This window comes from Pseudomonas sp. SMN5 (genome assembly GCF_052041925.1).
In the GTDB taxonomy this organism is placed as follows: Bacteria; Pseudomonadota; Gammaproteobacteria; order Pseudomonadales; family Pseudomonadaceae; genus Aquipseudomonas.
The window spans coordinates 325159-343304 of sequence record NZ_JBKGGX010000003.1 but is presented as its reverse complement, the minus strand read 5'-3'; the positions used below and the strand labels follow the sequence as shown (position 1 = coordinate 343304).

At 62.6% G+C, this 18146-nt stretch carries 17 protein-coding genes; 9 read left to right on the top strand and 8 right to left on the bottom strand.

What is annotated here, in order from left to right; translation table 11 throughout:
• Positions 1 to 134 precede the first annotated feature (134 nt).
• Positions 135 to 1088, top strand: a complete 954-nt coding sequence (locus tag ACLEJR_RS04880; RefSeq protein ID WP_440796616.1) for an adenosine deaminase — start codon at positions 135 to 137, stop codon at positions 1086 to 1088.
• A 113-nt stretch (positions 1089 to 1201) separates the two neighbouring features.
• On the opposite strand, the gene ACLEJR_RS04875 is transcribed toward ACLEJR_RS04880, so the two are convergent.
• The 3 genes from ACLEJR_RS04875 to ACLEJR_RS04865 form a co-directional block, all read right to left on the bottom strand.
• Positions 1202 to 2584, bottom strand: a complete 1383-nt coding sequence (locus tag ACLEJR_RS04875; RefSeq protein ID WP_440812491.1) for an MFS transporter — start codon at positions 2582 to 2584, stop codon at positions 1202 to 1204.
• Positions 2585 to 2694: 110 nt separating this feature from the next.
• Positions 2695 to 3432, bottom strand: a complete 738-nt coding sequence (locus tag ACLEJR_RS04870) for an ArsR/SmtB family transcription factor (protein WP_440796614.1) — start codon at positions 3430 to 3432, stop codon at positions 2695 to 2697.
• A 190-nt stretch (positions 3433 to 3622) separates the two neighbouring features.
• Positions 3623 to 4552, bottom strand: coding sequence for a LysR family transcriptional regulator (locus tag ACLEJR_RS04865; protein WP_440796613.1), 930 nt, complete (start codon positions 4550 to 4552; stop codon positions 3623 to 3625).
• 111 nt (positions 4553 to 4663) lie between these two features.
• On the opposite strand from ACLEJR_RS04865, the gene ACLEJR_RS04860 reads away from it, so the two are divergent.
• Both ACLEJR_RS04860 and ACLEJR_RS04855 read left to right on the top strand, forming a co-directional pair.
• A complete protein-coding gene (locus tag ACLEJR_RS04860) occupies positions 4664 to 5677 on the top strand; it encodes a zinc-binding alcohol dehydrogenase family protein (RefSeq protein ID WP_440812489.1) in 1014 nt (337 codons plus the stop codon).
• Positions 5678 to 5965: 288 nt separating this feature from the next.
• Positions 5966 to 6136 (top strand): hypothetical protein, encoded by a 171-nt coding sequence (locus tag ACLEJR_RS04855; RefSeq protein WP_440796611.1) that lies wholly within the window; start codon positions 5966 to 5968, stop codon positions 6134 to 6136.
• A 1-nt stretch (position 6137) separates the two neighbouring features.
• On the opposite strand, the gene ACLEJR_RS04850 is transcribed toward ACLEJR_RS04855, so the two are convergent.
• Complete coding sequence (locus ACLEJR_RS04850) at positions 6138 to 7355, bottom strand: multidrug effflux MFS transporter (protein ID WP_440812488.1); 1218 nt, start codon at positions 7353 to 7355, stop codon at positions 6138 to 6140.
• Between the two features lie 96 nt (positions 7356 to 7451).
• The gene (locus ACLEJR_RS04845; protein ID WP_440796609.1) at positions 7452 to 7649 is read right to left on the bottom strand and encodes a heavy-metal-associated domain-containing protein; all 198 of its coding nucleotides are present in this window, start codon (positions 7647 to 7649) and stop codon (positions 7452 to 7454) included.
• A 147-nt stretch (positions 7650 to 7796) separates the two neighbouring features.
• On the opposite strand from ACLEJR_RS04845, the gene ACLEJR_RS04840 reads away from it, so the two are divergent.
• The 3 genes from ACLEJR_RS04840 to cueR all read left to right on the top strand — a co-directional run bounded on the left by ACLEJR_RS04840 (position 7797) and on the right by cueR (position 11179).
• Complete coding sequence (locus ACLEJR_RS04840) at positions 7797 to 8180, top strand: hypothetical protein (protein WP_440796608.1); 384 nt, start codon at positions 7797 to 7799, stop codon at positions 8178 to 8180.
• Positions 8181 to 8375: 195 nt separating this feature from the next.
• The gene (locus ACLEJR_RS04835) at positions 8376 to 10769 is read left to right on the top strand and encodes a heavy metal translocating P-type ATPase (RefSeq protein WP_440812485.1); all 2394 of its coding nucleotides are present in this window, start codon (positions 8376 to 8378) and stop codon (positions 10767 to 10769) included.
• A complete protein-coding gene (gene cueR / locus ACLEJR_RS04830) occupies positions 10766 to 11179 on the top strand; it encodes a Cu(I)-responsive transcriptional regulator (RefSeq protein ID WP_440796606.1) in 414 nt (137 codons plus the stop codon). The genes ACLEJR_RS04835 and cueR overlap by 4 nt, the downstream gene beginning before the upstream one ends.
• 295 nt (positions 11180 to 11474) lie before the next feature.
• On the opposite strand, the gene ACLEJR_RS04825 is transcribed toward cueR, so the two are convergent.
• Positions 11475 to 12368 carry a PA4780 family RIO1-like protein kinase gene (locus ACLEJR_RS04825; protein WP_440796605.1) on the bottom strand — a complete coding sequence of 298 codons (894 nt, stop codon included), beginning with the start codon at positions 12366 to 12368 and terminating at the stop codon, positions 11475 to 11477.
• 250 nt (positions 12369 to 12618) lie between these two features.
• Positions 12619 to 13410, bottom strand: a complete 792-nt coding sequence (locus ACLEJR_RS04820; protein ID WP_440812483.1) for an AraC family transcriptional regulator — start codon at positions 13408 to 13410, stop codon at positions 12619 to 12621.
• Between the two features lie 79 nt (positions 13411 to 13489).
• Here ACLEJR_RS04820 and ACLEJR_RS04815 point away from each other — a divergent pair, with 79 nt between their 5' ends.
• Positions 13490 to 14518, top strand: a complete 1029-nt coding sequence (locus ACLEJR_RS04815) for a bile acid:sodium symporter family protein (RefSeq protein ID WP_440812480.1) — start codon at positions 13490 to 13492, stop codon at positions 14516 to 14518.
• On the opposite strand, the gene ACLEJR_RS04810 is transcribed toward ACLEJR_RS04815, so the two are convergent.
• Positions 14505 to 15782, bottom strand: coding sequence for an acetyl-CoA C-acetyltransferase (locus ACLEJR_RS04810; RefSeq protein ID WP_440812478.1), 1278 nt, complete (start codon positions 15780 to 15782; stop codon positions 14505 to 14507). The two genes, ACLEJR_RS04815 and ACLEJR_RS04810, sit on opposite strands and share 14 nt — an antisense overlap.
• 144 nt (positions 15783 to 15926) lie before the next feature.
• Between ACLEJR_RS04810 and ACLEJR_RS04805 the strand changes: the two genes are divergently transcribed.
• Positions 15927 to 17279, top strand: a complete 1353-nt coding sequence (locus ACLEJR_RS04805) for a 3-oxoacyl-ACP reductase (protein ID WP_440812475.1) — start codon at positions 15927 to 15929, stop codon at positions 17277 to 17279.
• Between the two features lie 2 nt (positions 17280 to 17281).
• Entirely contained in the window at positions 17282 to 18136 is an 855-nt protein-coding gene (locus ACLEJR_RS04800) for a MaoC/PaaZ C-terminal domain-containing protein (protein ID WP_440812472.1), read from the top strand.
• Positions 18137 to 18146 lie beyond the last annotated feature (10 nt).

The following is an 18146-nucleotide window of genomic DNA, read 5'->3' as shown; positions in this document are numbered from 1 at the left end:
GTTTCGTCGGGCATGTCCCCTCTTCGCCAGCGCAGGCCACCCGAAGTTTAGTGGATCAGCCGGTCAGGTTTTACCAGACATTGCCGCCAGCCCCTGTAGAATGCCCGCCATCGATTCACTGATGAGAACAGACTATGTATGACTGGCTGAACGCCCTGCCCAAGGCTGAACTGCACCTGCACCTGGAGGGTTCGCTGGAACCCGAGCTGCTGTTCGCCCTGGCCGAGCGCAACAAGATCGCCCTGCCCTGGAGCGACGTGGACACCCTGCGCAAGGCCTACGCCTTCAACAACCTGCAGGAGTTTCTCGACCTGTATTACCAGGGCGCCGATGTCTTGCGTACCTCCCAGGATTTCTACGACCTGACCTGGGCGTACCTGTTGCGTTGCAAGGCGCAGAACGTCATTCACACCGAGCCGTTCTTCGATCCGCAGACCCACACCGACCGCGGCATCCCGTTCGAAGTGGTGCTCAACGGCATCGCCGCCGCGCTCAAGGACGGTGAACAGCAGCTGGGCATCACCAGCGGCCTGATCCTGAGCTTCCTGCGCCACCTGAGCGAAGAGCAGGCCCAGCAAACCCTCGACCAGGCCCTGCCGTTCCGTGATGCATTCGTGGCCGTGGGCCTGGACAGTTCGGAGATGGGGCATCCGCCGAGCAAATTCCAGCGAGTCTTCGACCGTGCGCGCAACGAGGGCTTCCTGACCGTCGCCCACGCCGGAGAAGAAGGCCCGCCCGAGTACATCTGGGAAGCCCTGGACCTGCTGAAGATTCAGCGCATCGACCACGGCGTGCGGGCCATCGAAGACGAGCGACTGATGCAGCGGATCATCGACGAGCAGATCCCATTGACGGTGTGTCCGTTGTCCAACACCAAGCTGTGCGTGTTCGACGACATGTCGCAGCACAACATTCTCGACATGCTCGAGCGGGGTGTGAAAGTCACGGTGAACTCCGATGACCCGGCGTACTTCGGCGGCTATGTCACGGAAAACTTCCATGCGCTGCACACCCACCTGGGCATGACCCAGGATCAGGCCAAGCGCCTGGCGCAGAACAGTCTGGATGCGCGGTTGGTGAAGCCGTAGATCAGCTGCCCCCTGTGGGAGCGAGCTTGCTCGCGATGACGGAATGACATTCAACATCGATGTCGATTGATACACCGATATCGCGAGCAAGCTCGCTCCCACAGGTAGAGTGCCTAATCGGCCGCCGTACCCTCACTCAACTCCTCCAACGTCTTGCCCCGCGTCTCCATCCCGAATAACCAGACCACCCCCGCCGCGACGGCAAAACACAGTGCGCCCAAGGCGAACACCCCGCCCTGTCCGGTAATGGGAAACACCAGCCCGGTCACTAAAGGCCCGAGCAGCGAACCGATGCGCCCGACCGCCGAGGCAAAGCCCGAGCCCGTGGCCCGTGCCGAGGTGGGATAAAGCTCTGGCGTGTAGGTGTAGAGCACGGCCCACATGCCGAACAGGAAAAACTGCATCAACAGCCCGGTGCCGACCAGTAGGCCGACGTTGCCACCGAACACCGCGCTCTGGCCATAAAGAAACGCCATCACCCCGCCGCCCAGCAGCGTGATGACGCATACCGGCTTGCGTCCCCAACGCTCCACCAACCAGGCCGCCATCAGGAAACCGGGAATCCCGCCCAGGGAAATCAGCACCGTGTAGTACACCGACTGAGTCACCGCGAAACCCGACTGCTGCAGCAATGCACTGAGCCAGGATGTCAGGCCATAGAAACCGAGCAAGGCAAAGAACCAGACGCTCCAGATCATCATCGTGCGCTGGCGGTACAGCGGCGACCATATCTGGGCCAGAGCGGAAAAGAAGTTGCCCGGCGCACTTGCCAACCTCGGCAAGCGGATCGGTTCCGGCAGATCCTGACGCCCCAGCGAGGCGCGAACCTTGTCCTCGATTCGGCTCAGCACCGCGTTCGCCTCATCTCCCCGCCCGGCCTGTTCCAGCCAGCGCGGCGACTCGGGTATGAAAAAACGGATCACCAGGACAAACACCGCCGGTATCGCCAGCACCAGGAAGATGTCCCGCCAGCCGATCACCGGCAGCAGAAAATACGACAGCACGCCTGCGGCGACGAAACCCAACGGCCAGAAGCCGTCCATCAGGGCAATGTAGCGGCCGCGGCGCCTGGCCGGGATCAGTTCCGAAAGCATCGACTGGGCAATCGGAAACTCCATGCCCATGCCGACGCCCAACAGGATGCGAAACAACGTCAATGTCTGCAGATCCTGGGCCGTGGAACACAAGTAACTGGCGACGCCCCACAACACGATGCTCCACTGGAACACCGGTTTACGCCCGAAGCGATCAGCCAGCATGCCCGACAACGATGCGCCCACCACCATGCCGAAAAAGCTGGAACTGGCCAGCAATCCGGCCTGGGCCGTGCTCAGGCCGAACTCGGCTTTGATCGACCCCAACAGGAACGTCATCATCGCCAGGTCCATGGAATCGAAGAAGAACGCCAGGGCGATGATGATGAAAATGACCCGGTGATACCCGCTGACGGGCAATCGCTCCAGGCGCTCTGCCGCGCTGTAACCGTGAGTGTCCATATCGCCTCCCCCAATCGGATAAATCCCCGGACCGAGTGTGCGCGAACCGCACAGGTGGCGATTGTTGAATGCGACCTGCCGACAGCCCTGGGCGACGCCGCCAGGGATATTTACGGGAGCGCCATCTCCAGGCTTTCCTGCCGGGCGAACCGATGGAGTTCCTGCTGGCCAAGCGCCGTCAACTGCAAGGCTCGCGAATCGCTGGGCAGGCTCAGCCAGCCGGATTGCATGAACAGTTGCAGCAAAGCCGCCCCCAACGCGCCGCCGAGGTGCGGACGACGTTCGCTCCAATCCGGGCAGGCACACGCAATGCGCGCGTTGCGATGAGCCAACGCCTGGATGAACAGACCGTGGCTGGCCAATTCATTGGCCCCTTTGAGGCTGACGACTACGCGCTGCTCGTACTGTTCGATCCAGCCGGCGTCCACCAGACGCTGATACAGGTCGGCGGCCAGGGTGCCTCCCAGGTGATCATCGCAAAGCCTGGCCCGTATCAACGAAGCGGGGGCGGTCGGTGCCTTGGCCCCCATGACTGCGCGCTTGAAGACCTCCGGAATCTGCCGCGGCGCACTGGCGAGCGTTGCACTGGCCAGGGCCTCCACGGCGGCGCCGATCTCGGGGGCTGCAAGGCGGAAAAACCGTTTGCGTCCCCGGGCTTCGACTTTCAACAGGCCACCGGCGGATAGGCGCCCAAGGTGCGCACTGGCCGAGGACGGCGAAAGTCCGGTAAGCAAGGCCAACTCTTCGGCCTGCCGGGCCGTGCCGTCCATCAGCGCCCACATCATTGCGCTGCGCTTGGGGTCAGCCAGCAGCGTGGCGATCTGGCTGATGCAAGGTGCATGTTCCATGTATTCACTCCCTGTTGAATCATTCTTCTACCGCTCTGGCGCATTGACCGGCGATGAGGCCGCCGGAGGCGGTTCGAAGCCGCGCCGACTCAGGCGGCCGCTAGTATAAGCATGACGATCGGGGTTGCCTGTCCTCCGGAAACCTTTGGAGGCGATTGTTCGTGAGGGAAAATTCTCTTTTTACCTGCGACTATTGACCGGCCCCCGGCGAGCGCGGGAATCGAGCCGTCAACTGAGCGCAGCGAACCTGGAGCATTTCCCGGAGCAGGTTGATCGGCTTGCTCAATTGCGCCCGGTGCGCGCAGAGCAGATTGAGCGGCGCGCGCTCGCATTGCAGGTGCGGCAAAAGGATCTTCAGGCGCCCGGCAAGCACATCGGTGGACACATCCAGCCACGACTTATAGGCAATCCCCGCCCCTGCCACGGCCCAGCGCCGCACCACATCGGCATCGTCGCTGAAGCGGTCACCGCTGACGGTCAGGCTCACTTCGCGCTTGCCGTCATGAAAACACCAGCGGTCATGCACCCGGCTACCGAGCATGTACAGCAGGCAATTGTGCTGAGCCAACTGCTCCAGTTGCCGGGGCTCGCCATGGCGGGCCAGGTACTCAGGGGATGCACATAGTACCCGGCGGTTATCGGCGGCGACGGGCAAGGCCACCAGGCTCGAGTCCTCGGGCTCGCCGTAACGCAAGGCAATGTCCACCGGTTGCTTGAACAGGTCGGCAATGCGGTCGCCCAGCAGCAGCCGCACCGTCAGCCCGGGATGCTCGCGCTGAAACTCATCCAGCCAGGGCAGCAGCAGGTTGCGGCCCAGGTCCGAGGGCGCGGACAGCTGCAACACGCCGCTGACCTGGTCCTGGCCGCTGGTCAACAACCGCCGCCCTTCGTCCAGGCTGCTCAATGCAGCCCGGGCATATTCGAGGAAGCTCTCGCCTTCGGCGGTCAGGCGCAGGCTGCGGGTGGAACGAGCGAGCAACCTTGCGCCCAGGTGCTGCTCGATCCGCTTCAAGGCGGCGCTGGCCACCGCCGCCGACAGGTCCATGACCCTGGCGGCGGCCGAGAGACTGCCCAGGTCCGCCGCCCGGACAAACAGTTGCAAGTCATCGAATCGAAGCATGCTCGTTCCATTTTCAAAATAATGTTGAAAGAGCCTGTTCTTTTAGCCGGTTTTATCGCGGCGATAAATAGCTAACCATGGCGCCATTGTATTCACTCACGGAGTCGCTTCATGAAAGCCATCGCCTACTATCATTCGTTGCCCATCAATGACCCACTCTCGCTGCAGGACATCGAACTGCCGGAACCTGTCGCCGGCCCCCGGGACTTGCTGGTGGAGGTGCGGGCCATCTCGGTCAACCCGGTGGATACCAAGGTGCGCCAGAACGTCCAGCCGGAAGATGGCGCCGCCAAGGTCCTGGGCTGGGACGTGGCCGGCGTGGTGAAAGCGGTGGGCAGCGAAGTGACCCTGTTCAAGGCCGGGGACAAGGTCTTCTACGCCGGCTCCATCGCCCGGGCCGGCGGCAATAGCGAACTGCACTTGGTGGACGAGCGCATCGTCGGCCACATGCCCAAGACCCTGGGTTTCGCCGAGGCCGCAGCACTGCCACTGACTGCCATTACCGCCTGGGAGTTGCTGTTCGAACGGCTGGGTATCGAGCAAGGCCACCAAGACCAGGGCCAGAGCCTGTTGATCGTCGGCGCTGCGGGTGGCGTGGGTTCGATCCTGACGCAACTGGCGCGCCAGCTCACCGGCTCGAAAGTGATAGGCAGCGCTTCCCGTCCACAGACCCAGGAGTGGGTGCGGGCGTTGGGCGCCGACCTGGTCATCGACCACAGCCAACCTTTGAGCGACATGCTCAAGGCCGCCGGCCAGCCCCAGGTAACCCACGTCGCCAGCCTGACCCAGACCGACCAGCATCTGGACCAGTTGGTGGAAGCCTTGGCCCCCCAAGGCAAACTGGCATTGATCGACGATCCCAAGATGCTGGACGTGACCAAGCTCAAGCGCAAGAGCCTGTCGCTGCATTGGGAATTCATGTACACCCGCTCGCTGTTCGAAACGCCTGACATGATCGAACAGCACAAGTTGCTCAATCGCGTGGCGCAGTTGATCGACGCCGGTACGTTGAAAACCACCGTCGGCGAGCATTTCGGCACCATCAACGCCGAGAACCTGCGCCGGGCTCATGCGCTGCTGGAAAGCGGCAAGGCCAAGGGCAAAATCGTGCTCGAAGGTTTCTGACCCACGATAAAGGCGTGGCTTCTTGAGATGTCCATTGTGGCGAGGGAGCTTGCTCCCGCTGGGCTGCGTAGCAGCCCCTAATGAGGGCGCTGCGCAGCTATATATGGGCGCTACGCACCCAAGCGGGAGCAAGCTCCCTCGCCACACAAGCGCCTTCATCTACAAGATGGTATTGAGCCGGACGGCCCAACCGTCAGTCCGAGAATTGACCCTTGTCACATTTGCGATCGCATTCGGGTCTACACTCGAGGCCTTTGCAACGCAATCTTTTACGTGAGGAGGTCAGCAATGAAGATCCTGATAAAAGAAGTGGCAAAATCCCAATGGCAAGTGCGCCTTGACCAGCACGTTGTCACGTTCCGCTCTGAGGCCGAGGCCCAAGCCTTTGCCACCACCCTGCAAGCGCGACTTCGCGCGCCCCATCCTATTCCCGAACATCAGCAGCGCGCGGCCGGCTGAATCAACCCTGGGCTGAATCAACCCTGTGAGCGGCCTGGGCCAACGCACGGGCGTTTTGCAGGCGGCGGGTCAGCATAGCCGCGCTCACCACCAGCAAGCCGCACAGGCTGATGACCAACGCCATCGGTACGGCGCTGCCGTCATGCAGCGCCGCCACCAAGGCGGCGGCCCCGGCGGCCACGGAAAATTGCAGGCATCCCATCAGCGCCGACGCACTGCCGGCCCGGGCGCCCTGCCCGTTCATCGCGCAGGCCGAGGCATTGGGAAGGATGCAACCCAAGCTGGCAATGCAGATGAACAGCGGGATCAATAATGGCCACAAATGCATGGGCTTCAGCGAGCAGGCCACCAGCAGACTCAACCCGGCCGCCAGGTAAATCCATACCGCCCGGGTCAACAGGAACGCCGGACCACGCTTGGACAACAACCGGGCATTGACCTGGGCAACCAGGATAAAGCCCGCCGCGTTGGTGCCGAACAACCAGCCAAAGTGCTCCGCCGGTACCCCGTAGAGTTTGATGAAGACGAACGGCGAGCCGGTGATGTAGGCAAACATCCCGGCGATGGCAATGCCCCCCGTCAGGGCATGGCCGAGGAAAACCCAGTCAGTCAACAGGCGACCGTACTGGCGCAGCGCACCGGACAACGGTTGCCGAGGTACATGGTCCGGCAGGCTTTCCGGCAGCCACAAGGCCACGCCCGCCGCTGCCAGTGCGCTGAACAGGGTCAGGGCAATGAAGATCGATTGCCAGCCGTGCAGGTTCACCAGCAACCCGCCCAGCATCGGTGCGAGGATCGGCGCCAGGCCCATCACCAGCATCAGTTGCGAGAAGACCTTGGCCGAACCCACCGCGTCGCATTTGTCGCTGACCACCGCCCGGGAAATCACCATCCCGGCACATCCGCCCAGAGCCTGGACGAAACGCATGCCGATCAGCCACTCCAGGCTCGGTGCGTAAGCGCAAGCCGCAGATGCCACGGTGAACAATCCGACACCGGTCAACAATGGAATACGTCGGCCGAAGCGATCCGCCACCGGCCCGTAGGCCAACTGCCCGATGGACAGTCCGAGAAAGTAGGCCGCCAGGGTCAGTTGGATGTGTTTCTCGTCAGTCCCGAAGGCGCTGGCCATGGCCGGGAAGGCCGGTAGGTAGAAATCGATCGCCAACGGACCGAAAGCGCTCAAGGCGCCGAGAATCAGAATGATACGAAGGTTCATCAGGCGTCCTGGTCAGGCGTCGTTCGACAGCCCGACAGTCTAGCTCTGCCGGACACCCTTGAACATTCCGATAGGTCGCTAACGATCAAAAAAACTTCAAGCCGGGCTGATGTCGTATCCCTCTTCCTTGATGACCTGCATCACGGCCTCGGCCGATAGCGAACTCTGGACCCGGACAGTGTGGGCACCGAGGTCGACCTGTACATCTGCCGCCGGATCCCTGGCCTGCACCGCCTGAGTAATGGCCTTGACGCAGTGACCGCAAGACATGCCCTGAACGTTGTAAGTCTGCATGAGATGACTCCCTGGATTGAGGTTGAAACCAGTTTCAAGCTTGCCCTCATGGCAAGGTCAAGTTCTGGCGAAAACTGCCGGGCTGGCAATCGGCATCGCGCTCAGCCAAGCTGCACACATCAAGGATTTAACACCGGAGGTTCAGCCATGCGCTGGTCAGCGTTCAGCCTGTTTTGCATGCTCGGTTTTTCAGCAGTGGTCCCCCACGCATCGGCCGCCGGCGAAGATTATGGCGTGCTGATCATTTCCCGCGAGCGCCTGGAAGTGGCGACGTCTTGCGAAATCGGCGTCTACATTCAAGACCAGCTCACGGCGCGCCTGTTCCAGGAAGGCAGCACCTCTTTCAACCTGCCGCCGGGGCAGTTTTCCTTGCGCCTGAAACTGCTGCCGGGCCAGGCGCCGGGATGCAACCCGGGCATGCTCGCACCGGGCTCCCAGAACATTACCCTCAGGGCAGGCGATATCCTCAAGTACCGCATCGCCATGAATGAACAAGGGATGTACCTGAAGCAGACTGGGCTGGGGTACTGACACACAACCGGATCCATGTGGGAGCGGGCTTGCTCGCGAAAGCGGTGGATCAGCTTGCATCGATGTCGAATGTGCCGACGCCTTCGCGAGCAAGCTCGCTCCCACAAAGGGTCCGCGCAACCTTTGGATTGGCACTTGACCTTGCCCGCATGGCAAGGTTGATCCTGTAGTCATCCACTACAGGGAGCCTGGCCGATGTCTGAATCCATCACTTTCGATCTGCCGATTGCCGGCATGACCTGCGCCAGCTGCGCCGGGCGGGTCGAGCGGGCGTTGAACAAAGTTACCGGGACCCGCAACGTCAGCGTCAACCTGGCGACCGAACAGGCGCGGGTCCAGGCGCCGGAAGATAGCCTCCCGGCCTTGATGCAGGCGGTCGAACAGGCTGGCTATAGCGTACCGGTGCACACCCTGGATTTGAGCATCCAAGGCATGACCTGCGCCTCGTGCGTCGGTCGGGTCGAACGCGCCCTGGGCAAGATCGGCGGCGTGCGCAGCGTCAACGTCAATCTTGCCAACGAGCGCGCCCACCTGGAGTTGCTCGGTCAGATCGATCCACGAATCCTGATCGATGCGGTCAAGCGGGCCGGCTATGACGCCGAGGTCTGGCAGACTGACCAGCCCCATTCTCCACAAGTCCACCTACTGCACCGCGAACGACTGGTGCCCATGCTAGCGATCCTGCTGTCCATACCGCTGGTGCTGCCCATGCTCCTGCAACCGCTGGGCGTGCACTGGATGTTGCCGGCCTGGGCGCAGTTCGCCCTGGCGACGCCGGTGCAGTTCATCTTCGGCGCACGCTTTTATGTCGCGGCCTTCAAAGCCGTGCGCGCCGGAGCCGGGAACATGGATCTACTGGTGGCCCTGGGCACCAGCGCCGGCTATGGCCTGAGTCTTTATGAATGGGCCATCGCCCGCCCCGGCAGCATGCCGCATTTGTATTTCGAAGCCTCGGCAGTGGTGATCGCCTTGGTGCTGTTGGGCAAATACCTGGAAAGCCGCGCCAAACGGCAGACCGCCGGCGCCATCCGGGCCCTAGAAGCGCTGCGGCCGGAGCGGGCGATCCAGGTGGTCGAAGGTCAAGAGCGGGAGGTTGCCATCAGTGCCTTGCGCTTGAATGACCTGGTGCTGGTCAAACCCGGCGAACGCTTTCCGGTGGATGGTGAAGTACTGGAAGGCCAGAGCCACGCCGACGAGGCGCTGATCAGTGGCGAAAGCCTGCCGATACCCAAGCAACCCGGCGACCGGGTCACCGGAGGCGCCATCAACGGCGAAGGTCGATTGTTGGTGCGCACCCAGGCGCTGGGTGCGGAAACCGTGCTGGCGCGCATCATCCGTCTGGTGGAAGACGCCCAGGCCGCCAAGGCGCCGATTCAGAAACTGGTGGATAAAGTCAGTCAGGTCTTCGTTCCCGTGGTCCTGCTGCTGGCCCTGGCGACGTTGGTGGGTTGGTGGCTATCCGGGGCGCCGCTGGAAAATGCATTGATCAATGCGGTCGCCGTATTGGTAATTGCCTGCCCTTGCGCCTTGGGCCTGGCGACACCCACGGCGATCATGGCCGGTACCGGCGTGGCCGCACGTCACGGCATTCTGATCAAGGATGCCGAGGCATTGGAACGCGCCCATGAAGTCGCGACGGTGGTGTTCGACAAGACCGGCACGCTGACTTCCGGCACGCCACGCATCGCGCACTTGCACGCAACGGACGGTGACGAAGACGCGCTGCTGCAAAAGGCCGGGGCGCTGCAACGCGGCAGTGAACATCCTCTCGCCAAAGCGGTGTCGGACGCCTGTGCCGAGCGCGGTCTGGACGTGCCGGACATCAGCGACAGCCAGTCCCTGACCGGGCGCGGCATAGCAGGCAGTCTCGACGGGCAGCGCCTGGCCCTGGGTAACCGGCGCTTGCTGGATGAACTGGGCTTGAGTCCGGGCCCACTGGACGCATCGGCCCAGGCCTGGGAAACCGAAGGCCGGACACTCTCGTGGCTGATCGAGCAAGACGCCCCGCCTCGGGTATTGGGGTTGTTCGCTTTTGGAGACACCCTCAAGCCCGGCGCCAGCGCCACCATAAAAGCGTTGAGTGAGCGGGATATCGCAAGCCATTTGCTCACCGGCGACAATCGCGGCAGCGCCCGGGTGGTCGCCGAGGCGCTGGGAATCGCCAACGTGCATGCCGAAGTGTTGCCAGCGGACAAGTCGGCCATCGTCCAACAATTGAAGCGCCATTCGGTGGTGGCAATGGTGGGTGACGGCATCAACGACGCCCCAGCCCTGGCCGCTGCGGACATTGGCATCGCCATGGGCGGCGGCACCGACGTGGCGATGCACGCCGCCGGTATTACCCTGATGCGCGGCGACCCGCGACTGGTCCCGGCGGCGCTGGACATCAGCCGCAAGACGTACGCCAAGATCCGCCAGAACCTGTTCTGGGCCTTCGTCTATAACCTGATCGGCATCCCATTGGCCGCCTTCGGCTTGCTCAACCCGGTGTTGGCCGGCGCAGCCATGGCGTTGTCGAGCGTCAGCGTGGTGAGCAATGCGTTATTGTTGAAATTCTGGACACCCGAACATTTGGAGGACAAGCGATGAACATCGGCCAAGCGGCCCGCCAGAGTGGCCTGAGCGCGAAGATGATCCGCTATTACGAATCCATCGGACTGCTCAAGGCCGCCCATCGCACCGAAAGCGGTTATCGGATCTACAGCGCCGATGACCTGCACACCCTGGCTTTCATCAAGCGCTCCAGGGACCTTGGTTTTTCCCTGGAAGAAGTCGGCAAGTTGCTGACCCTCTGGCAAGACCGCCAACGCGCCAGCGCTGACGTCAAGGCCCTGGCCCGACAGCACATCGACGAACTGAACCAGAGAATCCGCGAACTGGCCGAACTGCGCGACACCCTGCAAGACTTGGTGGACCACTGCCACGGCGACCACCGCCCAGACTGCCCGATCCTCAAGGAACTGGCGTCGGGCTGTTGCAAACAAGCCGCGCCAGCCTGACTAGTCAGCCACACCCCGGAAAAACTGTGGGATCGGCGCCGAACATCAAATCCGCCAGCCCCCCCGTAAGGTTGTGGCTCACAAAAACCGGCTTTGGCCGCAATACCGTTCACTCAGGATGTCACCGCCCCGTGGCGAGGGAGCTTGCTCCCGCTGGAGCGCGCAGCGGTCCCGAGCTTTTGGGGCTTCTACGCCCGAACGCGGACCGGCCCAGCGGGAGCAAGCTCCCTCGCCACGACAAGTCATAAACCTTAGAGAACAGCATCAGGCCTTGGCCGGTTTTTTTGTCACTTGATCACTGCATCCAGGGTGGAGGCGGTTCTTCGGTCTTGCCGGGAGGGGCGTCGTCCGCGGCGCGGATGGCCTGGCGGCGTTCCTCGTCCCGGCGGGCCGCTTCGATCTCGCGCATGACCCCGCCGACATCCGCCAGCTCATCGGGCTCGGCAAACTCACCGGTCAGCACGCTGCCCGGGTGCAGAGTCCCGGCCTCATACAGCGCCCACATTTCCTTCGCATAACGGGTGCGCTTGAGCTCTGGCGCAAAGCGGCCAAAGTAAGACGCCATATTGCCCACGTCCCGCTCCAGCATGCTGAAGGCGTGGTTGTTACCCGCCGCATCCACGGCTTGCGGCAGGTCGATGATCACCGGCCCCGTCGGCGTGAGCAAGACGTTGAACTCCGACAGGTCGCCGTGCACCAGACCGGTACACAGCATCAGCACGATCTGGGAAATCAGGAACGCATGATATTCACGGGCCTGCTCCGGCTCCAACACCACGTCATTCAAACGCGGCGCGGCGTCGCCGTACTCATCGGCCACCAGCTCCATCAACAGCACGCCTTCAAGGAAGTCGTACGGCTTGGGCACCCGCACACCGGCGTTGGCCAAGCGAAACAGCGCCGCCACTTCGGCGTTCTGCCAGGCGTCCTCGGCCTCCTTGCGTCCGAACTTCGAGCCCTTGGCCATGGCCCGGGCCTGACGGCTGTTACGCACCTTGCGACCTTCCTGATACTCGGCCGCCTGACGAAAACTTCGCTTGTTCGCCTCCTTGTAGACCTTGGCGCAACGTAGCTCGTTGCCGCAGCGCACCACATAAACAGCTGCTTCTTTACCACTCATGAGTGGGCGCAGCACCTCGTCGACCAGACCGTCCTCGATCAGGGGTTCAATGCGTTTTGGAGTCTTCATCAGCTTTTATTGAGGGTCCTTTATTACCAAACACGCGAATGACAGTCGTTATACGGCAATCCTCGCTCCACGGGGAGGGGTTACCGACCTATGAACCGGTGATGCACACAATGTGCCGGATTAGATCGACCGAGCCGAATCATAGCCGAGACCGGATAGGCCGTTGGTGACTGAATACGCGGGTATTTGCGACAAGAGCTGACAGTCGAGTCAGCCGCTGTCGTAGGCAACTTCGGCGACTGCGCCCAGCTCAAGCCTTGAACAATTCCCCCGGTGTAAAACCGAACATCACCTTGAACGCGGCGATAAAGGCTGACGTCGAGTCGTAGCCGCAGGACAACGCTGCATGAGTGACACTGTTGCCCTGTTCCAGCGGCCCCAGGGAAGACAACAGGCGCATACGCTGACGCCAGGCGCGAAAACTCAGGCCGGTCTCGCGCTGGAACAGACGCATCAAGGTTTTCTCCGAGGTGCCCAGGCGTTCGGCCCAGGCCTGCAACGTGACGTTCTGTTCGGGATGCTCGATCAACTCGTTGCACAGCGCCAGAAGCCGGGCATGCCGCGGCAATGGCAGGGAGAACCCGACTTCCGGCAACGTCGTCAACTGGTCCAACAGCACCTGCACCAAGCGTTCTTCTCGCGTATTGCCCTGTGGATAATCGGCCGGCAACTGGCAGAAGACCTTGATCAGCTCCCGGGCCAGCGGCGTGACTTCAAGCACCCGGCAGCGCTGGTCCGCCCAGGGGCAGGCCTGGCGATGCACGTAAAGGCTGCGCATTTCCGCCCGGGTCGACGTCACGACGTAGTGCTCCAAGTCGGCCGGAATCCAAATGCCCCGCTGCGGCGGCGCAAAAAAACTGCCCTCGGCGGTGTGCACACCCAGGACACCACTGATGGCGTAGGAAAACTGCACCCAGTCATGCCGATGGTTCTGGGTCCAGGAACCGGCACGCAAACTTTCGACACGGGCGTACAACGGCCTGGGCAATTCCGTCAGGTCGGGAATGGAGCGTTCGAGCTGTTGGTGTCCGTTAGTCGGCATTGAATGGCCTTATGTCGCAAGACGACTGTTGGGTACGACGTTAGGCTAAGTCGACTTTCCTGACAACTTGCGGTGCCCTATGCACATTTTCAGACACCTCAAACGCATGGCGACCGACTGGTTTCTCTGCGGCATGCTGCTCGCCACGTTGCTGGCCTATTTCTTCCCGACCTTTGGCGCCAGCGGCGGGGCGATGCATGCCGAGTGGGTGGTCAACATCGGGATCTTCGTGGTGTTCTTCCTGCACGGGGTCAACCTGTCCGGCGAGCAGATCCGCCATGGCCTGAAGAACACCCGACTGCACATGATGGTGCAAGGCTTTACCTTCGGCGTATTCCCGTTGATCTGGGTCTTGAGCAACTGGCTGCTGGCCAGTCATGTACCGGCGCTGCTGATGCTCGGCTTCTTCTACTTGTGCGCCCTGCCCTCGACCATTTCTTCCTCGGTGGCCCTGACCGGCAGCGCCGGTGGCAACGTGCCAGCGGCGATTCTCAACGCCAGCCTGTCCAGCGTGCTGGGGGTGGTCCTGACGCCACTGCTGGTCAGCCTGGTGGTCGGGCGCGGCGCCGGTGGCATCGACCTGGGCTCGACCCTGCTCGACCTGTGCCTGATGTTGCTGTTGCCGCTGGTGCTCGGGCAGTTCCTACGGCGCTGGCTGGCCGGCTTCTTCGGGCGCTACAAACGCTACACGAGCATCATCGACAAACTGGTGATCCTGCTGCTGGTCTACGCCGCGTTCTGCAATTCGATGGTTTCCGGCATCTGGCAACAGCAGGGCAACGGCGTGTTGTTCAGCGCAGTGATCGGCAGTGCGGTACTGCTGGCGATTATCCTGTGGACAACCACCCGCACCGCCCGGGCCTTGCACTTCAACAGCGCCGATGAAGTCGCAGCGGTGTTCTGCGCCAGCAAGAAATCCCTCGCGGCCGGCGTGCCGATGGCCGCGTTGATTTTCGGCAACAACCCAGGTCTTGGCTTGATCCTGCTGCCGATCATGATCTACCACCCGTTGCAGTTGATCGTCTGCTCGATCCTTGCCGAGCGTTACGCGAGCCGCCACCGGGCGCAAGCTGCTCGCCCAAGCGACGCACTGCTCAACGCTCGATAATCGCCGTCACCCCCTGGCCGGCAGCGGCGCAGATGGAAACCAGTCCTCGACCGCGCCCTGCGGCATCGAGCAGCTTGGCCAGGTTAGCGACGATTCGCCCGCCCGTGGCAGCGAACGGATGCCCGGCAGCCAAAGAGCTGCCCTTGATGTTCAAGCGGCTGCGGTCGATCGCTCCCAGCGGTGCATCGAGGCCCAGCCGGGTCCTGCAATAGTCCGGATCTTCCCAGGCCTTGAGGGTGCACAGCACCTGGGCCGCGAAGGCTTCGTGGATCTCGTAGTAATCAAAATCCTGCAAGCTCAGGCCATTGCGCGCCAGCAGCCGCGGCACGGCGTAGGCCGGGGCCATCAGCAGCCCTTCGGCGCCGTTGACGAAATCCACCGCCGCCGTTTCACCGTCGCGCAGATACGCCAGGATCGGCAAACCACGGGCCTGGGCCCATTCTTCGCTGCCCAACAGGACCAGCGAGGCGCCATCGGTCAGTGGCGTAGAGTTTCCAGCCGTCAGCGTGCCCTTGGCGCTTTTTTCGAAAGCGGGTTTGAGGGACGCGAGTTTTTCCAGGGTCAGGTCCGGGCGCAGGTTGTTATCCCGGGTCAGGCCTAGAAACGGAGTCATCAGGTCGTTATGCCAACCTTCGGCGTAGGCCGCGGCCATTTTCTGATGGCTTTCCAGGGCCAACTGATCCTGCTCCTGCCGGGGAATCTGCCAGGTCTGTGCCATCAACTCGCAGTGCTCGCCCATGCTCAGCCCGGTGCGCGGCTCGTTGATGCGCGGCAGGTCTGGCACCAGATGTTGCGGACGCAGTTGCAGGAACACCTTGATCTTCTCGGCGGTGGTCTTGGCGCGATTGGCTTGCAGGAAGATCTTGCGCAGCCCTTCATTGACCCCGATCGGTGCGTCCGAAGTGGTATCTACGCCGCCAGCAATAGCGCTATCGATCTGGCCCAGGGCGATCTTGTTGGCGACCAGCAGCACGGTTTCCAAGCCCGTGCCGCACGCCTGTTGGACGTCATAGGCCGGAGTGCTCGGGGACAGTCGCGAGCCGAGCACGCATTCACGGGTCAGGTTCATGTCACGGGAATGCTTGAGCACCGCGCCGGCCGCGACTTCGCCAATGTGCAGGCCATGCAGGTTGTAGCGCTCGATCAGCCCTTCGAGGGCGGCCGTCAGCATCGCTTTGTTGCTGGCAGTGGCATAAGGCCCGTTGGAGCGGGCGAAGGGAATGCGGTTACCGCCAATGATCGCGACGCGGCGTAGCTGAGCCATGTAGAACTCCTTGAGGGTTGCTGGTGCGCGGATGGGGCCCTAAAAGCGCCGTCCCTGCACAAGCTTAGGCTTTATCTGGTTGATCGAACGACTGATTGCCAATCGTGGTCCACACTTGGGATCTCATCAGCCGGAGTGTGTTCCATGTCTGACCGTTATATCGACTTCGCCAATTCACCCGTTGGCCTGCGCCTGGTCGGAGCCCTTGGCCTGCCCTCGCCGGTGCGCCTGGAGCGTTGGCAGGCCGGGCGGCTGCGTCCGGTGGAGGGCGCGCTACTGCTGGGCGGCGGTGCGCTGATCGAGCAGATTGGCACGTTCGCCAAACGCCTGACCGACGCTATCTACGTGTACGGCGGCGAACCGACTCTGGCGACTGAATGGATCCCCGGCCACGGCCCGAAAATCAAGGCCGTGGTGTACGACGCCAGCCACCTGGCGCAGGTCGATCAGCTCAAGCAGTTGCGCGAGTTCTTCCAGCCCTTGATGAAAAATCTCGACCGCAGCGCCCATGTCGTGATCCTTGGCCGCGCACCGGAACATCTTGCCGACCCGTTCGCGGCCAGTGCCCAGCGGGCGTTGGAGGGTTTCAGTCGATCCCTCGCCAAGGAGCTGCGCCACGGTGGGACATTGCAGTTGTTGTATGTCGGCGATGGCGCCGAAACCCAGCTGGAAGGCGCGCTGCGGTTTTTCCTGTCGCCCAAGAGCGCCTTTGTGTCGGGACAGGTCATTCGTCTCAATGCCTGCGCGACCCAGGTCCATGACTGGACCCGACCACTGACCGGGCTCAAGGCCCTGGTCACCGGCGCTGCACGGGGGATCGGCGCCGCCATCGCTGAAACCCTGGCCCGCGATGGTGCCGACGTGATCCTGCTGGATGTGCCTCAGGCCAAGACTGACCTTGATGCCTTGGCTGCGCGCTTGAGCGGGCGCAGCCTGACCCTGGACATTTGCGCCGAGGACGCGGCGGCGCAGTTGATCGAACATTTGCCCGATGGGGTCGACATCGTGGTGCACAACGCCGGGATCACCCGCGACAAAACCCTGGCCAACATGACGCCGGAGTTCTGGGACGCAGTGTTGGCGGTCAATCTCAATGCGCCGCAGGTGCTGACCAAGGCCCTGCTCGACAGCGGCACCCTGCGAGACAATGGCCGGGTGGTGTTGCTGGCGTCCATCAGCGGCATCGCCGGCAACCGTGGGCAGACCAACTACGCCGCGAGCAAGGCCGGCTTGATCGGGCTGGCCAAGGCCTGGGCTCCCGCTTTGCAGCCTAGAGGCATCAGTATCAATGCGGTGGCGCCGGGCTTCATTGAAACCCGGATGACGGCCGAAATTCCCTTCGCCCTGCGCGAAGCCGGACGGCGCATGAGTTCCCTCGGCCAGGGCGGCCTGCCCCAGGACGTCGCGGAAGCAGTGGCGTGGCTCGCCCAACCGGGCACCGGCGCCGTGACCGGCCAGGCGCTGCGCGTGTGTGGGCAAAGCCTTTTGGGAGCATGACAATGACGATCCAATGGCAAGAGGTCAGCGCCGCGCCTTCCATGTCGGCGCTGTACTCCAAGGCGGCGACTCGGCGCAAGGTCACTGGAAAGGTATTACCGGAGCAGGGATTGCGCCAGGTGCTTCAGGTCGATCAGCAGCGCCTGGCGGCCTATCGCAAGGTTTGTGGCTTCAGCGATAACGGATTGCTGCCCCCGACCTATCCCCACGTCATGGCGTTTGCCTTGCAAATGCAGTTGCTCACCGCTCGGGAATTTCCGTTCCCGCTGCTGGGGTTGATTCACTTGAGTAACCGCATCCGGGTGTTGCGGCCCATGGGCGGTGTCAGTCAGGTCCGGGGCAGTGTTCATGTGGAGAACCTGCAAGCCCACCCCAAAGGGGCGGTGTTCGAGCTGGTGACACGGATTGATGACCAACTGGGATTGCTGTGGGAAGCCAGCAGCCAGATGCTCTGCAAGGGCGTTAAGCTTGACGGTGCGCTGGTGGAAGATGCGCCTGCGGCCAGCCCGGTGTTGGTCGAAGTGGCGCGCTGGGCGGCACCGGCCGACATTGGCCGGCAATATGCCAAGGTGTCGGGGGACTACAACCCGATCCACTTGAGCGGCCTCAGCGCCCGACTGTTCGGCTTCCCCACCGCCATCGCCCATGGCTTGTGGAACAAGGCCAGGACCGTCGCGGCCCTGGACAGCCACCTGCCCGAGGCCAATGTGGAAATCGAGGTGACCTTCAAGAAACCGGTGCGTTTGCCCAGCGAGGTGACATTGCAGGCCAGCGCGGCGGGGTCCAGTGGGGATTTGCGCTTGATCGGGGCGGGGGAGCTTGAACATATGGTGGGGGGCTGGCGACCGGCAGGGTGAGCTGGGATCG